We start from the raw sequence: 17,330 nt of genomic DNA on the forward strand, positions 1-17,330 counted from the left end.
CCGCCTTGTTTGTACGGCGCGATATCCAGCCATGCGCCAAGGCGTTCGCGTGCAAATGCCACAGGCAGGATTGGCCCTAAACAAAGGTAGGCGCGAGCGCAGCTCGCGATGCGCCGCGCGGGCGGCGCTCGGTCTCACCGGCGCCGCAAACCTAACGGCGACCCCCTCCAGCCTAAATGCTGCGCGGCCGGGTAACGCGGTCTACCAGGTAGACCAGGCCGTGATAGTCGATGCCGCTGTGGCTCGACAGGCCAATCTCGCAGGTGCGGCTGGTGGAGATGCCTTCGCTGCAATACTGCACCGCATCCTTCAGGCTGCGCAGCGAGTGGGCATTGAGCTCGGGGGTGGTGAAGCCTTTGTCGCCGGCAAAGCCGCAGCAATGAATGCCTTCCGGGATCACCACCTGTTTGCTGCAACGTCGCGCAAGGTCGATCAAGGCCTGGCTCTCACCCAGGTGCTGGGTGCTGCACGTCACGTGTACAGCCACCGGCTCGTCCTGGGGGGTGAACTCCAGGCGGTCGAGCAGGTGGGTGCGGATGAAGCGCACGGGGTCGTACAGGTCCAGCCGTGTTTCGCCCAGGTCTTGCACCAGGCGCAGGGTGCAGGGGCTGGTGTCGCAGTAGATCGGGTCAAGGCCGCCGCGGCTGGCGTGCAGCAGGGCGGTGATCAGTTCCTGGCGTTTGTGTTCGGCCTGTTCGGGGTAGCCCTTGGAGGCGAAGGGCTGGCCGCAGCACAGGCTGTCGGCGTTGTCGGGGAACACCACCTGGTAGCCGGCCTTTTCCAGCAGGGCGCGGGTTTTGTCCAGCAGCGAACTTTGCTCGCGGTCGGCATAGGCCGGGCCCATCACCCGTGAAACACAGGCGGCCAGGTACACCACGCGGGGGCGGGCGTCGTTGCTGGCCGGGCCGAAGTCCAGCGGGCGCAGCGGCTGTGGCATCGCGGGCGTCCACTGGGGCAGGCGGCCTTTGCTGGCTTTGCTCAACGAGGCGGTCAGGCGGCTCAGGCGGGGGGCGCCGAGCAGCTTGCGTGCGGTGTTGGCGGCGGTCAGGGTCAGGCGGGCGCCGCCCAGTGCGGTGTGGAAGTGATCGGCCAGCCAGTCGGCGGTCTTGCCGTGGTCGGCAGCTTGGCTGCGCAGTTTTTTCACCAGTTCGCCGGTATTGATGCCCACCGGGCAGCGCTGGGCGCACAGGCCGGTGGCGGCGCAGGTGTCGATGCCTTGGTACTGGTAGGTTTGCATCAGTTCGCGGGTGTCGATGCCGGCGCGCTGCTTGGCCTGAATGTCACGCCACATGACGATGCGCTGGCGCGGGCTGAGGGTCAGGCCTTTGGACGGGCACACCGGTTCGCAGAAGCCGCACTCGATGCACTTGTCGACGATTTCGTCGGCGGCAGGCAGCGGCTTGAGGTTTTTCAGGTGGATGTCCGGGTCTTCACTCAGCACCACGTCGGGGTTGAGGATGCCATTGGGATCGAGCAGGCGCTTTAGCGTCCACATCAGCTGGTAGGCGTCATGGCCCCATTCCAGCTCTACGAACGGCGCCATGTTGCGCCCGGTACCGTGTTCGGCCTTCAGCGAGCCGCCGAACTCCACGGCCACCAGTTGCGCCACGTCGTCCATGAACGCCTGGTAACGGGCGACTTCCTCGGCGCTGTTGAAGCCCTGGGTGAAGACGAAGTGCAGGTTGCCTTCCAGCGCGTGGCCGAAAATGATCGCTTCGTCATAGCGGTGCTTGTCGAATAGCTGGATCAGGCGGTTGACGCCTTCGGCCAGTTGCTCGATGGGGAAGGTCACGTCTTCGATGATGACCGTGGTGCCGGTCTGGCGCACGGCGCCGACAGCGGGGAAGGTGTCCTTGCGGATTTTCCACAGCTGGTTGTACACGGCCGGGTCTTCGCTGAAGTCCACCTGTTGTTCCAGCGGGAAATCGGCGATGGAGGCCATCACCTGTTGCAGTTGCTCATGCAGCAGGCTCTGGCTGGCGGCGCGGGACTCGATCAGCAGGGCGCAGGCGTTGTCCGACAGGCCTTTTACCCACAGCGGCATGCCGGGCATGTTCTGCACCGAGCGCAGGCTGCGGCGGTCGAGCAGTTCCACAGCGGAAACCGGCTGGCGCTTGAGCACGGTGACCGCGCGGCAGCAGCTTTCGACACTGGGGAACACCAGCAGGGCACTGGCCTTGTGCGGGTGGTCGGGCACGGTGTCGTAGGTGACGGCGCTGATAAAGCCCAGAGTGCCTTCGGAACCCACCAGCAGGTGTTGCAGGATGTCCAGCGGCTGGTCGAAGTCCACCAGTGCGTTCAGCGACAGGCCGGTGGTGTTCTTCAGCCGGTATTTGTGCCGAATGCGCTCAGCCAGTGCCGTGTTGGCGCGGGTTTCGCGGCCCAGGCGGGCCAGCGCCTCCAGCAGGTCGGCATGGCTGCGTTCAAAGGCGGCCACGCTGGCCGGGTCTTCGCTGTCCAGGCGGGTGCCGTCGGCCAGCACCAGGCGCAGGCCGGCCAGGGTGTGGTAGGTGTTTTGCGCGGTGCCGCAGCACATGCCGCTGGCGTTGTTGGCGACGATGCCGCCGATCTTGCAGGCGTTGATCGAGGCAGGGTCCGGGCCGATCTTGCGCCCGAAGGGGGCCAGCCAGGCGTTGGCCTGGGCGCCGATGACGCCGGGCTGCAGGCGGATCTGCTCGCCCTGGCCGCGAATTTCTTTACCCCCCCAGCTATCGCCAAGCACGATCAGCACCGAGTCGGTGATGGCCTGGCCAGACAGGCTGGTGCCAGCGGCGCGGAAGGTGACCGGCACCCGCTCGCGCTGGGCCAGTTTGATCAGGCCGACCACTTCGTCTTCGGACTCGACACGCACCACCAGCTTGGGGATCAGCCGGTAGAAGCTGGCGTCGGTGCCAAAGGCCAGGGTGGAAGTGGGGTCGTCGAAGCGGCGTTCGGCGGGTATCAGGCGCTCGGCATCACGCAGGAACGCAGCGGGCAAGCTCATGCAGTCTCCTCGCGGGGCCGTGGCGTCTGTGCGCCACATGCCCCGGGTCAATCAGGCGGTCGTTCTTGCAGGCGGTCAGGCGCCCAGTTCGCGTACCAGCGAGTCGCGGGTGATCTCGCTGATCGACTTGGCGCCGGTCAGCACCATGGCCACGCGCATTTCCTTCTCGAACAGCTCCAGCAGGTTTTTCACCCCGGCCTGGCCATGCACGGCCAAGGCGTAGAGGAAGGCGCGGCCGATCAGTACAGTGTCGGCGCCCAGGGCGATCATGCGCACCACGTCGAGGCCGCTGCGGATGCCGGAGTCGGCGAGAATCTTCAGGTCGCCTTTGACCGCGTCGGCAATCGCCGGCAGGGCGCGGGCACTGGACAGCACGCCATCGAGCTGGCGGCCGCCGTGGTTGGACACCACGATACCGTCGGCGCCGAACTTGACCGCATCGCGGGCGTCATCGGCGTCGAGGATGCCTTTGATGATCATCGGGCCGTCCCAGTACTCGCGGATCCACTCCAGGTCTTTCCAGGAGATGGACGGGTCGAAGTTGTTGCCCAGCCAGCCGATGTAGTCGGCAAGGCCGGTGGGGTTGCCACGGTACTTGGAGATGTTGCCCAGGTCATGCGGGCGGCCCATCACGCCGACGTCCCACGCCCATTCAGGGTGGGTCATGGCCTGCAGAACGCGGCGCAGTGGGCCGTTCTTGCCGCTCATGCCGGAATGCGCGTCGCGGTAGCGGGCGCCGGGTACGGGCATGTCGACGGTGAACACCAAGGTCTTGACCCCGGCCGCCTTGGCCCGCTCCAGCGCGTTGCGCATGAAGCCGCGGTCTTTCAGCACGTACAGCTGGAACCACATCGGCCGGTCGATGGCCGGGGCCACTTCTTCGATCGGGCACACCGACACCGTAGACAGGGTGAACGGGATGCCGTGGGCCGCAGCCGCGCGGGCTGCCTGCACCTCGCCACGCCGGGCGTACATGCCAGTGAGGCCGACCGGGGCCAGCGCCACGGGCATGCTCAGGGTTTCGTCGAACAGTTTGGTCTCAAGGCTGAGCTCGGACATGTTGTTCAGCACGCGCTGGCGCAGGGCAATGCCGGCCAGGTCCGACACGTTGTGGCGCAGGGTGTGCTCGGCGTAGGCGCCGCCGTCGGCATAGTGGAACAGGAAAGGAGGCAGCTTGCGTTGGGCCGCGGCGCGATAGTCGGTAGAGGCAGAAATGATCATGGATTCTCGCAGCGTTGCTTGTGGGGAGTGCCGGGCGCGCCATGGCGCCCGGCCCCTTTCACTTTAGTGATGAACCAGCATGCCGGTCAGCCAGTAAGCCTGGATCAGGGTGATCAGGCCGACGATGGTGGCGAAGAACAGGCTGTGCTTGACGGTGAAGCGGAACAGGTCGGACTCCTTGCCCACCAGGCCGGTGGCGGCGCAGGCCACGGCGATCGATTGCGGCGAGATCATCTTCCCGGTCACGCCGCCGCTGGTGTTGGCGGCTACCAGCAGGGTGTCGTTCACCCCGATCTGGTGCGCGGTAGTGGCCTGCAGCGAGCTGAACAGGGCGTTGGACGACGTGTCGGAACCGGTCAGGAACACGCCCAGCCAGCCGAGGAACGGCGAGAAGAACGGGAACGCTGCGCCGGTGCCGGCCAGTACCAGGGCCATGGTCGAAGACATGCCCGAGTAGTTAGTGACGAACGCGAAGGCCAGCACCATGCCAATCGACAGGATAGGCCAGCGCAGCTCCCAGAAGGTCTCTTTGAAAGTGGTCAGACCAGTTTTGAAGTTGATCTTCAGCACCGCCATGGAAATCAGCGCCGAGAGGAAGATCGCGGTGCCGGTGGCGGAGATCGGGTCGAGCTTGAATACCGCTGGCATGGCGGTTGGCGCGGCAACGATCGGTGCGGTCTTGATCACCAGCTGGTCGAGGTGCGGGATGGCGAAGTTGAACACGAAGTTGTACATCGCGCCGCCCGGGGCGAACGCTGCCTTGAACGGCTTCAGGGTCCAGATGGTGACCAGCACGGTGAGGATCAGGAACGGCGACCAGGCCTTGAAGATCTCGCCAAAGCTGTACGGGCTAGGCTGGCTGCCGCTTGGCTGCACAACCGCTGCGCCGACGCTGCCTTTGGCTTCGCTGAACGAACGCTTGGGCTGCCACACTTTCAGGAACAGGGTCAGGGCTATCAGGCTGGCCAGGGCCGAGGTGATGTCGGGCAGTTCCGGGCCAATGAAGTTCGAAGTGAAGTACTGGGTGACGGCGAAGCTCAGGCCGGCGACCAGGGCGGCAGGCCAGGTTTCTTTCACACCACGCAGGCCGTCCATCATGAACACCAGCCAGAACGGTACGAACAGCGACAGCAGCGGCAGCTGGCGGCCGGTCATGGCGCCGATGTGGAAGGCGTCGATGCCCGTCACCTGGCCGGCCACGATGATCGGGATGCCCAGGGCGCCAAAGGCTACCGGTGCGGTGTTGGCGATCAGGCACAGGCCGGCGGCGTACAGCGGATTGAAGCCCAGGCCCACCAGCAGCGCGGCAGTGATTGCCACCGGTGCACCAAAGCCTGCCGCACCTTCCAGGAAGGCACCGAAGCAGAAGCCGATCAGCAGCACTTGCAGGCGCTGGTCGTCGGTAATCGACAGCACCGAGCTGCGGATCACTTCGAACTGGCCGCTCTTGACCGTGAGTTTGTACAGGAACACCGCCGCAACGATGATCCAGGCAATTGGCCAGAGGCCATAGAGGAAGCCATAACCCGCGGCGGCGAAAGCCATGTCGACAGGCATCTGGAAGGCGAAGATGGCCACCAGGATCGACAACGCGAGGGTGATGCTGCCGGCTACGTGGCCTTTAAGGCGGAACACGGCGAGGGCAAGGAAGAAGAACACGATGGGAATGACCGCCGCCAATGCGGACAGGCCAAGACTACCAAGCGGGCTATAGAGTTGTTGCCAGGTTTGCATATGGGGTGGCCCCTAATTGTTGTTGGTCAGCACTGGCATTGGATAATTGGTAAGACCAATTTACAATGACTGGGCGCTAGGTTAAAAGCGCTGTCATGGGTGTGTCAATTTGTCCCGTGCAAAACTTTGGTCGCGTGCCGATGAGCGGGCACCTGATGTGCTGGGAAAATCGCGACTTGATGGGTGTTTGCGCGGCCTGGATCGGCGAGAATAGGCGCCCCCTGAAATTTGCCGGGGGTTTGTGGAGAGCATGTGATGGTTTTTGATCAGGTCCGCCAACGGCGCCTGTCCGACGACATTGTCGATCGTCTGGAAGGGATGATTCTGGAAGGTACGCTGACCTCGGGGCAGCGGCTGCCGGCCGAGCGCGTCCTTGCCGAACAGTTCGGCGTGTCCCGCCCGTCACTGCGTGAGGCGATCCAGAAACTGGTGGCCAAGGGGCTGCTGGTCAGCCGGCAGGGCGGGGGCAATTTTGTTGCCGAGTCGTTGGGGTCCACTTTCAGCGACCCGTTGCTGCAGTTGCTAGAGCACAGTGCCGAGGCCCAGCGTGATTTGCTTGAGTTCCGCCACACGTTGGAGGCGTCCTGCGCCTATTACGCTGCCCAGCGTGCCACCGAGCCGGATCGGGCGCGGTTGAAGGCGGCCTTCGATGCACTGCAGGACTGCTATGCCCGGGTCGATGAAGTGACCCGTGCGGAAGAGGGCGCAGCCGATGCAAGCTTCCACCTGGCGATTGCCGAGGCCAGCCACAACGCGGTGTTGCTGCATACCATCCGAGGGCTGTTCGACCTGCTCAAGCGCAACGTGGTGACCAACATTGGTGGCATGTACCAGCAACGCACCGAGACCCGGGACATGCTGATCAGCCAGCACCGGGAGCTGTACCTGGCCATTGTCGAGGGCAGGGCGGAGGATGCGCGGGAGGTGTCCAGCCGGCACATTTTGTATGTGCAGGAGGTGCTGGAAGAGGCGCACGAAGAAGCGCAGCGCGTGGCGCGGGCGGAGCGGCGCAGCGGGCGTTGAGATTTGTATGGGCAGTGCTGGCCTCTTCGCGGGTAAACCCGCGAAGAGGCCGGAACAGGCTGAAGAAGAGCTAGTCTTCCTTGCCCTTGTTCCGTACAGCCCGCTGCAGCTCGCGGTTGGAATCGCGTTCGCGCATGGTGTCGCGCTTGTCGAATTCCTTCTTACCCTTGCCCAGTGCGATTTCGCACTTGATCAGGTGCTTGCTCCAGTACAGCGCCAAGGCTACGCAGGTGTAGCCTTTTTGCGCCACGGCGGCCTCCAGGCGCTCCAGCTCGCGCTTGTTCAGCAGCAGCTTGCGGGTGCGGATGGGGTCGGCGATGACGTGGGTGCTGGCGGTGGTCAGCGGGGTGATGTGGCTGCCGAACAGCCAGGCTTCACCGTCCTTGAGCAGCACATAGCTGTCTGTCAGGTGTGCCTTGCCGGCGCGCAGGCTTTTTACTTCCCAGCCGGACAGGACCAGCCCGGCCTCGAACTTGTGTTCGATGAAGTAATCGTGTCGCGCTTTCTTGTTTTGCGCGATGGTCCCGGTCGGATGTTTTTTTTGCTTAGCCATAGGGGCGGCATTATAGGCAAGTCCGCGCGTCGTCCGCTATGGGATTTCGGTGTGCTTGAGCCACTGGAATGAATACCGGACAATACAAACCCTGTCATACGCACAGAACCTGTTTTCGGCACGCTGCGAAGCGTCGCCACCCAGCCTTGGAAGTGACGCCTGGATGACTACCCATATTCAACGCTCTGCCCTGCTGCCATACCCCGCCCAGGCGCTTTACGATCTGGTCAACGATGTGGCCAGCTACCCTGAGTTTCTGCCGTGGTGCTCGGCCTCGACGGTAATGGAAGCCAGCGAAACGCATATGCGCGCCAAGCTCGAAGTGGCCAAGGGGGGCATGAGCCAGCACTTCGTCACGCGTAACGTGCTGGTACCGGGGCAGTCGATCGAGATGAACCTCGAAGAAGGGCCGTTCACCCAGCTGCATGGTGTGTGGGTGTTCAAGCCGCTCGGTGAAAAGGCCTGCAAGATCAGCCTCGACCTGTCCTTCGACTATGCCGGGCCGATTGTGCGCGCCACGTTGGGCCCACTGTTCAACCAGGCGGCCAACACGTTGGTTGATGCTTTCTGCCAGCGCGCCAAGCAACTGAATGCCTGATTGAAACGGGCGAAAACAAAAAGCCCGGAACACGTCCGGGCTTTTTTGTGCCTGCTGTCCCTAATTAGCGGGTTTCCAGCGGTGCAGGGGTCGGTACCGGGGTGGTCTCGATGGTGTCGATTTCGCGCTGGATGGATTCTTCGGTCGAGCCAGGCTTGGCTGGTTTTTCCACAGGTTGCGCGGCTGGCTGTTCGGCCTGGCCTGGCTCGGTGGCCGGGCTGACCGTGGTGTCGCTGCTGCCGCCGAGAATTTCCTGGTCGCGGCTGACGCCTGGCATGAAGTCGCCAGACAGGCTGACCAGCTGGTCGCTTTCGTTGAAGAACACACTCATGCGTTCTTGCTGACGCTTACCGCCACCTGGCTGCAGGCTGTACAGGTAGTCCCAACGGTTGGTGTTGAAGGTGTCCTGAATCAGCGGGTTGCCCATGATAAACCTTACTTGCCGTCGGGTCATTCCGGGGCGTAATTGGTCTATCATGTCTTGCGTGACGACATTGCCCTGCTGGATGTCGATTTTGTAAACCCCGGGAAACGAGCAACCGGCGAGTGCGAGCAGTCCCGCGAGGGCGAGGCTGTTTAGCAAGAGCTTGGTGTTTTGCATCGGTGGGCGACTTCCACTATCTTGGCTGGACAACGTAAACCCCGATCATACCCGTATTAAGAGAAGCTGCGAAGCAGCATCGGCGAGAAAGCTGACCATGGTTGAAAATAGCGAATTGCGCAAAGCCGGTCTCAAGGTGACCCTGCCTCGAGTCAAGATCCTTCAGATGCTCGATTCCACCGAGCAGCGTCACATGAGCGCCGAAGATGTCTACAAGGCGCTGATGGAGGCAGGCGAGGACGTAGGCCTGGCCACCGTCTATCGCGTACTGACCCAGTTCGAAGCGGCTGGCCTGGTGGTTCGCCACAACTTCGACGGCGGCCACGCCGTGTTCGAGTTGGCCGATGGCGGTCACCACGACCACATGGTGAACGTGGATACCAGTGAAGTCATCGAGTTCATGGACGCCGAAATCGAGAAGCGCCAGCGCGAAATCGTGGCCGAGCATGGCTACGAGCTGGTGGACCACAATCTGGTCCTGTATGTGCGTAAGAAGAAGTAACGATTTTTTATCGTTATGAATGGCAAAGGCGACCCTAGGGTCGCCTTTGTGCTTTCTGGCTTGGGCAGAACCATGTTTTGCCTGCCGGCGATAGGGCCAGCGCGGGTAGCATTAAGCCTTGCCGGAAACGACCATCTTGCGCGCATGCGCCAGGGATTCCTTGGTCAGGTCGATGCCGCCTAGCATTCGCGCCACTTCCTCGACCCGCTCACGCTTGCCCAGGCTGGCCACGGCCGTGTGGGTGGTATCGTTGTTGCGCACCTTGTGCACGAACAGGTGGTGATGCCCTTGCGCGGCCACCTGAGGCAGGTGGGTCACGGTCAGTACTTGCCCGCGCTCGCCCAGGCGGCGCAGCAGTTGCCCGACGATTTCTGCAGTGGGGCCGCCGATGCCCACGTCGACTTCGTCGAACACCAAGGTGGGGATCCGCGAGGTCTGCGCGGTAATCACCTGGATCGCCAGGCTGATACGCGACAGTTCGCCGCCTGAGGCTACCTTTGCCAGCCCTTTGAGCGGTTGACCGGGGTTGGCGCTGACCAGCAGCTCGATCTGCTCCAAACCGTGGGGCGACAAATCTGCGCCTTCGTTGGGCGTCAGTTCGATGCAGAAGCGCCCACCAGGCATGCCCAGGCGTTGGATTTCCTGCTCCACCGCGCCTGCCAGCTGCTGCGCCGCTTGCTGGCGCAGGCTGCTGAGTTCACGAGCCTTCTCTTTATAGTGCTGGGCGAAGGCGGCAAGCTCTTCGCCCAATCGCTCGATTGACTCGTCGCTGGCGTTCAGGCCTTCGATCTCTTCCATCAACTGCTGCTGCAGGTGAGGCAGCTCGGTGGGGTGCACGCGATGTTTGCGCGCCAGCGTATAGATGGTGTCGAGGCGCTCTTCCAAGGCTTGCAGGCGCATAGGGTCGGCGTCGAAGTTGTCGAGGAAGCGGTTGAGCTCGCCCACGGCTTCTTCTACCTGGATCTGCGCGCTGGCAATCAGGTTGGCCGCTTCAACCAGGGCTTTGGGTGAGTGGGTGGCTGCACCCAGCCGGTTGAGGCTGGAGGTGAGGGCGCTCAGCACGTTGCCCGAATCGCTTTCGCTGCACTGATCGATAACCTGGCGGCAGATGCCGAACAGCGCTTCGGCGCTGGTCAGGTTCTTGTGCTCCTGCTCCAGATGTTCCAGTTCGTGTTCACCCAGGCCAAGGTTGTCCAGCTCTTCCAGTTGATAGCTCAGCAACTGGTGGCGGGCGCGCTGCTCATCGCCGGAGTTGGACAGCCGTTCCAGCTCCAGGCGCGTCTGGTTCCAGCGCTTGGCCGCCAGTTGCACCTGGCGGGCCAGGTCGACGGCACCAGCGTACTCGTCGAGCAGACGGCGGTGAGTATCGGTCTTGAGCAGCGACTGGTGTTCGTGCTGGCTGTGGATATCGATCAGCAGTTCGCCCAGCGCCTTGAGGTCGCCGAGCGGGCAGGGTGTGCCGTTGATGTAACCGCGGCTGCGGCCTTCGGCGGTGATGACCCGACGCAGGATGCACAGGCCGTCGTTGTCCAGGTCGCGTTCGGCCAGCCAGGCATGGGCCTCGGGAATGTCCACCAGGTCGAAGGTGGCGAGGATATCTGCCTTGTCGGTGCCGGGGCGCACCACGCCGCTGTCGGCCCGGTCGCCCAAGGCAAGGCCGAGGGCGTCGAGCATGATCGATTTGCCCGCACCGGTCTCGCCGGTGATGACGGACATGCCGCGGGCAATTTCGAGGTCGAGGTGCTCGACGATGGCGTAGTTGTGAATGGACAGGTGCACCAGCATGGGGGCGGCTCCCGAAAGTCAGGTCTGGTTATTTATACAGTACTTTTTTCAGGCCTGCCAATGCTCCTTGGCAGATTCTGTTGCTGCCCGGAAAACCACCTTGCCCCTTGAAGCTGGTTTTTCCGACCCCATATAGCCGACATCCAAGGCGAGCCTGGCTCGCAGTCCACAAAATTGCGCAGGAGAGACCCCATGGCTGACGAACAGCTGAACGAAAAAGACCTTAACGTTGAAGAAACCGGTGCAGAAACCACTGCGGACGCCCGTGTTCTGGAACTCGAGGAGCAGCTGGCCGCCGCCAAGGATCAGTCGCTGCGCGCTGTAGCCGACTTGCAGAACGTGCGCCGTCGCGCCGAGCAGGATGTGGAAAAAGCCCACAAGTTTGCCCTGGAGAAGTTCTCCAACGACCTGCTGCCGGTAATTGACAGCCTGGAGCTGGCCCTGGCGCACTCCAATGACGAAGACGAGCAAGTCAAAGCCATTCGCGAAGGCGTCAAGCTGACCCTCAAGATGTTCCAGGACACCCTCAAGCGCTACAACCTCGAAGTTGTGGACCCGCACGGTGAGCCGTTCAACCCGGAGCACCACCAGGCCATGGCTATGCAGGAAAGCGCTGAGGTCGAGCCGAACAGTGTGCTGAACGTGTTCCAGAAGGGTTACCTGCTGAACGGCCGCCTGCTGCGCCCCGCCATGGTGGTGGTCAGCAAGGCGCCGAGCGCGGCGCAACCCTCGATCAATGAAAAGGCTTGAAATCCATCGGGGCATCCCCATTTAGGTGTCAAGCCTTCAAGTATTACCGCAGTTGGCAAAAGTAGTCGCTGCTACCAAATTCAAGTTTCGGGAGAGTTAACATGGGCAAAATCATCGGTATCGACCTGGGGACCACCAACTCGTGCGTCTCCGTTCTGGAAAACGGTAACGTCAAGGTCATCGAAAACGCCGAGGGTGCGCGTACCACCCCTTCGATCGTGGCCTACGCCAACGACGGCGAAATCCTGGTTGGCCAGTCGGCCAAGCGCCAGGCCGTCACCAACCCGCACAACACCCTGTTCGCAGTGAAGCGCCTGATCGGCCGCCGCTTCGAAGAAGACGTCGTGCAGAAAGACATCAAGCTGGTGCCGTACAAGATCGTCAAGGCCAACAACGGCGACGCTTGGGTGCAGGCCAGCGGCAAGGACATGGCACCGCCGCAGATCAGCGCCGAAGTCCTGAAAAAAATGAAGAAAACCGCCGAAGACTACCTCGGCGAGCCAGTCACCGAAGCGGTCATCACCGTTCCGGCCTACTTCAACGACAGCCAGCGTCAGGCCACCAAAGACGCCGGCCGTATCGCTGGTCTGGACGTAAAACGTATCATCAACGAGCCGACCGCCGCTGCGCTGGCCTACGGCATGGACAAGGCCAAGGGCGACCACACCGTTATCGTTTATGACCTGGGTGGCGGTACCTTCGACGTGTCGGTCATCGAGATCGCCGAAGTCGACGGTGAGCACCAGTTCGAAGTACTGGCCACCAACGGTGACACCTTCCTGGGTGGTGAAGACTTCGACATGCGCCTGATCGACTACCTCGTCGACGAGTTCAAGAAAGAGTCCGGCATGGACCTGAAGAACGATCCGCTGGCCCTGCAGCGCCTGAAAGAAGCTGCTGAAAAGGCCAAGATCGAGTTGTCGTCCGCCCAGTCGACCGACGTCAACCTGCCGTACATCACTGCAGACGCCACCGGTCCGAAGCACCTGAACGTGAAGATCTCCCGCGCCAAGCTGGAGTCGCTGGTCGAAGACCTGGTCAACCGTACCATCGAGCCTTGCCGCATCGCCCTGAAAGACGCTGGCATCGATGCCAGCAAGATCGACGACGTGATCCTGGTCGGTGGCCAGACCCGTATGCCGCTGGTGCAGAAAGCCGTTGCTGACTTCTTCGGTAAAGAAGCGCGCAAGGACGTCAACCCGGACGAAGCCGTTGCCATGGGTGCTGCCATCCAGGGCGCCGTTCTGGCCGGTGACGTGAAAGACGTACTGCTGCTGGACGTCAGCCCGCTGACCCTGGGCATCGAGACCATGGGTGGCGTGATGACTTCGCTGATCGAGAAGAACACCACCATCCCGACCAAGAAGTCGCAGGTGTTCTCGACTGCCGACGACAACCAGGGCGCCGTGACCATTCACGTGCTGCAAGGCGAGCGTAAGCAGGCTGCGCAGAACAAGTCGCTGGGCAAGTTCGACCTGGCTGACATTCCGCCAGCTCCGCGTGGCGTGCCGCAAATCGAAGTTACCTTCGACATCGACGCCAACGGCATCCTGCATGTCAGCGCCAAAGACAAGGCCACCGGCAAGTCGCAGTCGATCGTGATCAAGGCCAACTCCGGCCTGTCGGACGAAGAAATCGAGCGCATGGTGCGTGACGCCGAGGCTAACGCCGAGGAAGACCGCAAGTTCGAAGAGCTGGCCGCTGCCCGTAACCAGGGTGATGCGCTGGTTCACTCGACCCGCAAGATGGTCGCTGACGCAGGTGACAAGGTTACCGCTGAAGAGAAAACCGCCATCGAGGCCGCCGTTGTTGCCCTGGAAGCCGCTGTCAAAGGCGACGACAAGGCCGCAATCGATGCCAAGGTTGAAGAGCTGTCCAAGGTCTCTGCCCCGGTTGCCCAGAAGATGTATGCCGAGCAGTCGGCTGAACAGCCTCAGGGTGGCGCGCAGCAGGCCGAGCCGGAAGCCAAGCACGATGACGTGGTTGACGCCGAGTTCGAGGAAGTGAAAGACAACAACAAGCAGTAATCCCTGCATGTTGTCGGCCAGTTCACCGCCGTTTGGCGGTGAGCTGGTAGGATGTCGCCGCGCGGGGGCTTGCTCCCGCGTTGGCGTATCTGGAATTCGAGAATTTTTACAGTATCTGTCAGCGCTCCTGGTGGGGCGGCAGGTGCTGATGGCGCGGCGCAGATGCCAGACGCCCAACAAGGTGCAAATGACCTATGTCCAAGCGTGATTACTATGAGGTTCTGGGTGTCGAGCGCGGCGCCAGTGAAGCTGACCTCAAAAAGGCTTACCGCCGACTGGCGATGAAGTACCATCCGGACCGCAACCCGGGCGATAAAGAGTCGGAAGACAAGTTCAAAGAGGCCAACGAGGCCTACGAAGTACTGTCTGATGCCAGCAAGCGTGCGGCATTCGACCAGTACGGCCATGCAGGCGTGGACCCAAGCATGGGCGGCGGCGGTGCTGGCTTCGGTGGCGCCAACTTCTCCGACATCTTCGGCGATGTATTCAGCGACTTCTTCGGTGGCGGCCGTGGTGGTGGTGGTCGTGGCGGTGCCCAGCGTGGCAGCGACCTGCGTTACACCCTGGAGCTGAACCTGGAAGAAGCGGTGCGTGGCACCACGGTCAGCATCCGCGTACCTACCCTGGTCAACTGTCAGCCTTGCGATGGCTCTGGCGCCAAAAAGGGCTCGACTCCATCGACTTGCCCGACTTGCGGTGGCATCGGTCAGGTGCGCATGCAGCAAGGTTTCTTCTCGGTACAGCAGACCTGCCCGCGCTGTCATGGCCAGGGCAAGATCATCACCGACCCATGCACCTCGTGCCACGGCGAAGGCCGGGTTGAGGAATACAAGACGCTGTCGGTCAAGGTGCCGGCGGGCGTCGATACTGGCGACCGCATCCGCCTGTCTGGCGAGGGCGAGGCGGGTACCCATGGTGGCCCGACCGGCGACCTGTATGTGGTGATCAGCGTGCGTGAGCACGAGATCTTCCAGCGTGATGGCAAGCACCTGTATTGCGAAGTGCCGATCAGCTACACCGATGCTGCCTTGGGTGGTGAGCTGGAAGTGCCGACCCTGGATGGCCGCGTGAAGCTGAAAATTCCGGAAGGTACACAGACCGGCAAGCAGTTCCGCCTGCGTGGCAAGGGTGTGGCGCCGGTGCGTGGCGGTGGTGCGGGCGACCTGCTGTGCCGTGTGGCGGTGGAAACCCCGGTCAACCTCAGCCGTCGCCAGCGCGAGCTGCTGGAAGAACTGCGTGACTCGCTGGAAGGCGACAGCTCCCACTCGCCCAAGGCCAGTGGCTGGTTCGATGGCGTGAAGCGCTTCTTCGGCGATCTCTGACAAGGAAAAGGCTATGCGACGTATTGCAGTGATGGGCGCGGCGGGGCGGATGGGCAAGACCCTTATCGAGGCCGTGCAACAAACGCCGGGTGCAGGGCTGACGGCGGCGATCGATCGCCCTGACAGCTCGCTCGTCGGGGCTGACGCCGGCGAGTTGGCGGCTCTTGGCCGGATTGGTGTGTTGTTGTCTGACGATCTGGCCAAGGTCGCCGACGAATTCGACGTGCTGATCGACTTCACCCACCCATCGGTGACCCTGAAAAACCTCGCATTCTGTCGCAAGCACGGTAAGGCGATGATCATCGGCACCACCGGTTTTACGGTTGAAGAAAAGCAGCTGCTGGCTGAAGCTGGCAAGGATATTCCAATTGTGTTCGCTGCCAACTTCAGCGTGGGTGTGAACCTTAGTCTGAAGCTGCTTGATCTGGCTGCCCGGGTGTTGGGCGATGATGTCGATATCGAGATCATCGAGGCGCATCACCGGCACAAGGTCGATGCACCGTCGGGTACTGCGCTGCGCATGGGTGAAGTGGTTGCCAATGCGCTGGGCCGCGATCTGCAGGAAGTGGCCGTGTATGGCCGTGAAGGGCAGACTGGCGCGCGTGATCGCAAGACGATCGGCTTCGCCACCGTACGCGCCGGCGATGTGGTGGGTGATCACACCGTTCTGTTCGCAGCTGAAGGCGAGCGCCTGGAAATTACCCACAAGGCCTCCAGCCGCATGACGTTTGCCAAGGGGGCCGTGCGTGCGGCGCTGTGGCTGGATGGGCGTGAGCCTGGCCTGTACGATATGCAGGATGTGCTCGAACTGCACTGAGCCTTGCAAGGGGCTGGCCCGCGATTGGGGTGCGATGCACCCCTTTGTCGCAATCTTGTGTTTTAGAGGCACATCCGCGGTAGACCAAAAACGCACTTTTCTGTAAGCTACAGCTTTAGTGTGTCCACTAAAAGCGCGCAGCGAATTGAATTCAGCACATGAAAGCGGGGTGACGTGTCCATACGTCACTCCGCTTTTTTGCAACCTGCGATCGCCCTTTCATGCTTGATTTACGGGAGGTCTTCTTGACAAAGCCAGCCATACTCGCCCTTGCCGACGGCAGTATTTTCCGCGGTGAAGCTATCGGTGCCGACGGTCAGACCGTTGGTGAGGTGGTATTCAACACCGCTATGACCGGCTACCAGGAAATCCTTACAGACCCTTCCTACGCGCAGCAAATCGTTACCCTGACCTACCCGCACATCGGCAACACCGGCACCACGCCGGAAGATGCCGAGTCGAACCGCGTCTGGTCCGCAGGCCTGGTCATCCGTGATCTGCCGCTGCTGGCCAGCAACTGGCGTAACACCCAGTCGCTGCCTGAGTACCTCAAGGCCAACAACGTCGTTGCCATCGCTGGCATCGACACCCGTCGCCTGACCCGAATCCTGCGTGAAAAGGGTGCCCAGAACGGTTGCATCCTCGCCGGTGACAACATCAGCGAAGAAGCCGCCATCGCCGCCGCCCGCGGCTTCCCGGGCCTGAAGGGCATGGACCTGGCCAAGGTCGTTTCCACCAAGGAACGCTACGAGTGGCGCTCCAGCGTGTGGGAGCTGAAGACCGACAGCCACCCGACCATCGACGCGGCCGACCTGCCGTACCACGTGGTTGCCTTCGACTACGGCGTCAAGCTGAACATCCTGCGCATGCTGGTGGCCCGTGGCTGCCGCGTGACCGTGGTGCCGGCCCAGACTCCGGCCAGCGAAGTGCTGGCACTCAACCCGGACGGCGTGTTCCTGTCCAACGGCCCTGGTGACCCTGAGCCTTGCGACTACGCGATCCAGGCGATCAAGGAAATCCTCGAAACCGAGATCCCGGTATTCGGCATCTGCCTCGGCCACCAGTTGCTGGCCCTGGCTTCCGGCGCCAAGACCGTGAAAATGGGCCACGGCCACCACGGTGCCAACCACCCGGTCCAGGACCTGGACACCGGAGTGGTCATGATCACAAGCCAGAACCACGGTTTTGCCGTTGACGAGGCCACCCTGCCGGGCAACGTCCGCGCCATTCACAAGTCGCTGTTCGACGGCACCCTGCAGGGTATCGAGCGCACCGACAAGAGCGCGTTCAGCTTCCAGGGCCACCCTGAAGCGAGCCCAGGCCCGACCGATGTCGCGCCACTGTTCGATCGTTTCACCGATGCCATGGCCAAGCGCCGCTGAGCATCCTGCTTCAAGGCCCCGGGCCGGCTCGC

The 17,330-nt window shown here is 62.4% G+C and carries 14 protein-coding genes; 8 read left to right on the plus strand and 6 right to left on the minus strand.

Going from position 1 to position 17,330, the window contains the following annotated elements; translation table 11 throughout:
• Positions 1 to 172 precede the first annotated feature (172 nt).
• The 3 genes from FHW75_RS04145 to FHW75_RS04155 form a co-directional block, all read right to left on the minus strand.
• Positions 173 to 2,983 (minus strand): FAD-binding and (Fe-S)-binding domain-containing protein, encoded by a 2,811-nt coding sequence (locus FHW75_RS04145; RefSeq protein WP_025754270.1) that lies wholly within the window; start codon positions 2,981 to 2,983, stop codon positions 173 to 175.
• A 75-nt stretch (positions 2,984 to 3,058) separates the two neighbouring features.
• A complete protein-coding gene (lldD, locus tag FHW75_RS04150) occupies positions 3,059 to 4,204 on the minus strand; it encodes an FMN-dependent L-lactate dehydrogenase LldD (RefSeq protein WP_025754269.1) in 1,146 nt (381 codons plus the stop codon).
• 63 nt (positions 4,205 to 4,267) lie between these two features.
• The gene (locus FHW75_RS04155; RefSeq protein ID WP_019098165.1) at positions 4,268 to 5,938 is read right to left on the minus strand and encodes a lactate permease LctP family transporter; all 1,671 of its coding nucleotides are present in this window, start codon (positions 5,936 to 5,938) and stop codon (positions 4,268 to 4,270) included.
• A gap of 255 nt (positions 5,939 to 6,193) precedes the next feature.
• Between FHW75_RS04155 and FHW75_RS04160 the strand changes: the two genes are divergently transcribed.
• Positions 6,194 to 6,961 carry an FCD domain-containing protein gene (locus tag FHW75_RS04160; RefSeq protein WP_019098164.1) on the plus strand — a complete coding sequence of 256 codons (768 nt, stop codon included), beginning with the start codon at positions 6,194 to 6,196 and terminating at the stop codon, positions 6,959 to 6,961.
• Positions 6,962 to 7,031: 70 nt separating this feature from the next.
• Here the strand turns inward: FHW75_RS04160 and smpB are convergent, their stop codons facing one another.
• Positions 7,032 to 7,514: an SsrA-binding protein SmpB gene (gene smpB / locus FHW75_RS04165; protein WP_012274261.1), complete on the minus strand. Its 483-nt coding sequence runs from the start codon at positions 7,512 to 7,514 to the stop codon at positions 7,032 to 7,034.
• A 163-nt stretch (positions 7,515 to 7,677) separates the two neighbouring features.
• Here smpB and FHW75_RS04170 point away from each other — a divergent pair, with 163 nt between their 5' ends.
• On the plus strand, positions 7,678 to 8,112 hold the full coding sequence (locus tag FHW75_RS04170) for a type II toxin-antitoxin system RatA family toxin (protein WP_016712097.1): 435 nt from the start codon (positions 7,678 to 7,680) through the stop codon (positions 8,110 to 8,112).
• A gap of 64 nt (positions 8,113 to 8,176) precedes the next feature.
• Here FHW75_RS04170 and FHW75_RS04175 read toward each other — a convergent pair whose 3' ends face one another.
• On the minus strand, positions 8,177 to 8,713 hold the full coding sequence (locus FHW75_RS04175; protein ID WP_025754268.1) for an outer membrane protein assembly factor BamE: 537 nt from the start codon (positions 8,711 to 8,713) through the stop codon (positions 8,177 to 8,179).
• A 97-nt stretch (positions 8,714 to 8,810) separates the two neighbouring features.
• Here FHW75_RS04175 and fur point away from each other — a divergent pair, with 97 nt between their 5' ends.
• The gene (fur, locus tag FHW75_RS04180) at positions 8,811 to 9,215 is read left to right on the plus strand and encodes a ferric iron uptake transcriptional regulator (protein WP_012274258.1); all 405 of its coding nucleotides are present in this window, start codon (positions 8,811 to 8,813) and stop codon (positions 9,213 to 9,215) included.
• A 111-nt stretch (positions 9,216 to 9,326) separates the two neighbouring features.
• Here fur and recN read toward each other — a convergent pair whose 3' ends face one another.
• A complete protein-coding gene (recN, locus tag FHW75_RS04185; protein ID WP_183673187.1) occupies positions 9,327 to 11,000 on the minus strand; it encodes a DNA repair protein RecN in 1,674 nt (557 codons plus the stop codon).
• Positions 11,001 to 11,192: 192 nt separating this feature from the next.
• On the opposite strand from recN, the gene grpE reads away from it, so the two are divergent.
• The 5 genes from grpE (at position 11,193) to carA (ending at position 17,298) form a co-directional block, all read left to right on the plus strand.
• The gene (grpE, locus tag FHW75_RS04190; protein ID WP_019098161.1) at positions 11,193 to 11,750 is read left to right on the plus strand and encodes a nucleotide exchange factor GrpE; all 558 of its coding nucleotides are present in this window, start codon (positions 11,193 to 11,195) and stop codon (positions 11,748 to 11,750) included.
• Positions 11,751 to 11,851: 101 nt separating this feature from the next.
• The gene (dnaK, locus tag FHW75_RS04195; protein ID WP_016712093.1) at positions 11,852 to 13,777 is read left to right on the plus strand and encodes a molecular chaperone DnaK; all 1,926 of its coding nucleotides are present in this window, start codon (positions 11,852 to 11,854) and stop codon (positions 13,775 to 13,777) included.
• A gap of 194 nt (positions 13,778 to 13,971) precedes the next feature.
• Complete coding sequence (dnaJ, locus tag FHW75_RS04200) at positions 13,972 to 15,099, plus strand: molecular chaperone DnaJ (protein ID WP_019098160.1); 1,128 nt, start codon at positions 13,972 to 13,974, stop codon at positions 15,097 to 15,099.
• Between the two features lie 13 nt (positions 15,100 to 15,112).
• Positions 15,113 to 15,916 carry a 4-hydroxy-tetrahydrodipicolinate reductase gene (gene dapB / locus FHW75_RS04205; RefSeq protein ID WP_016712092.1) on the plus strand — a complete coding sequence of 268 codons (804 nt, stop codon included), beginning with the start codon at positions 15,113 to 15,115 and terminating at the stop codon, positions 15,914 to 15,916.
• A gap of 245 nt (positions 15,917 to 16,161) precedes the next feature.
• Positions 16,162 to 17,298, plus strand: coding sequence for a glutamine-hydrolyzing carbamoyl-phosphate synthase small subunit (gene carA / locus FHW75_RS04210; protein WP_003249935.1), 1,137 nt, complete (start codon positions 16,162 to 16,164; stop codon positions 17,296 to 17,298).
• The last annotated feature ends 32 nt before the right edge of the window (positions 17,299 to 17,330 follow it).

Source organism: Pseudomonas sp. OG7 (genome assembly GCF_014192825.1).
GTDB classification, from domain to species: domain Bacteria; phylum Pseudomonadota; class Gammaproteobacteria; order Pseudomonadales; family Pseudomonadaceae; genus Aquipseudomonas; species Aquipseudomonas monteilii.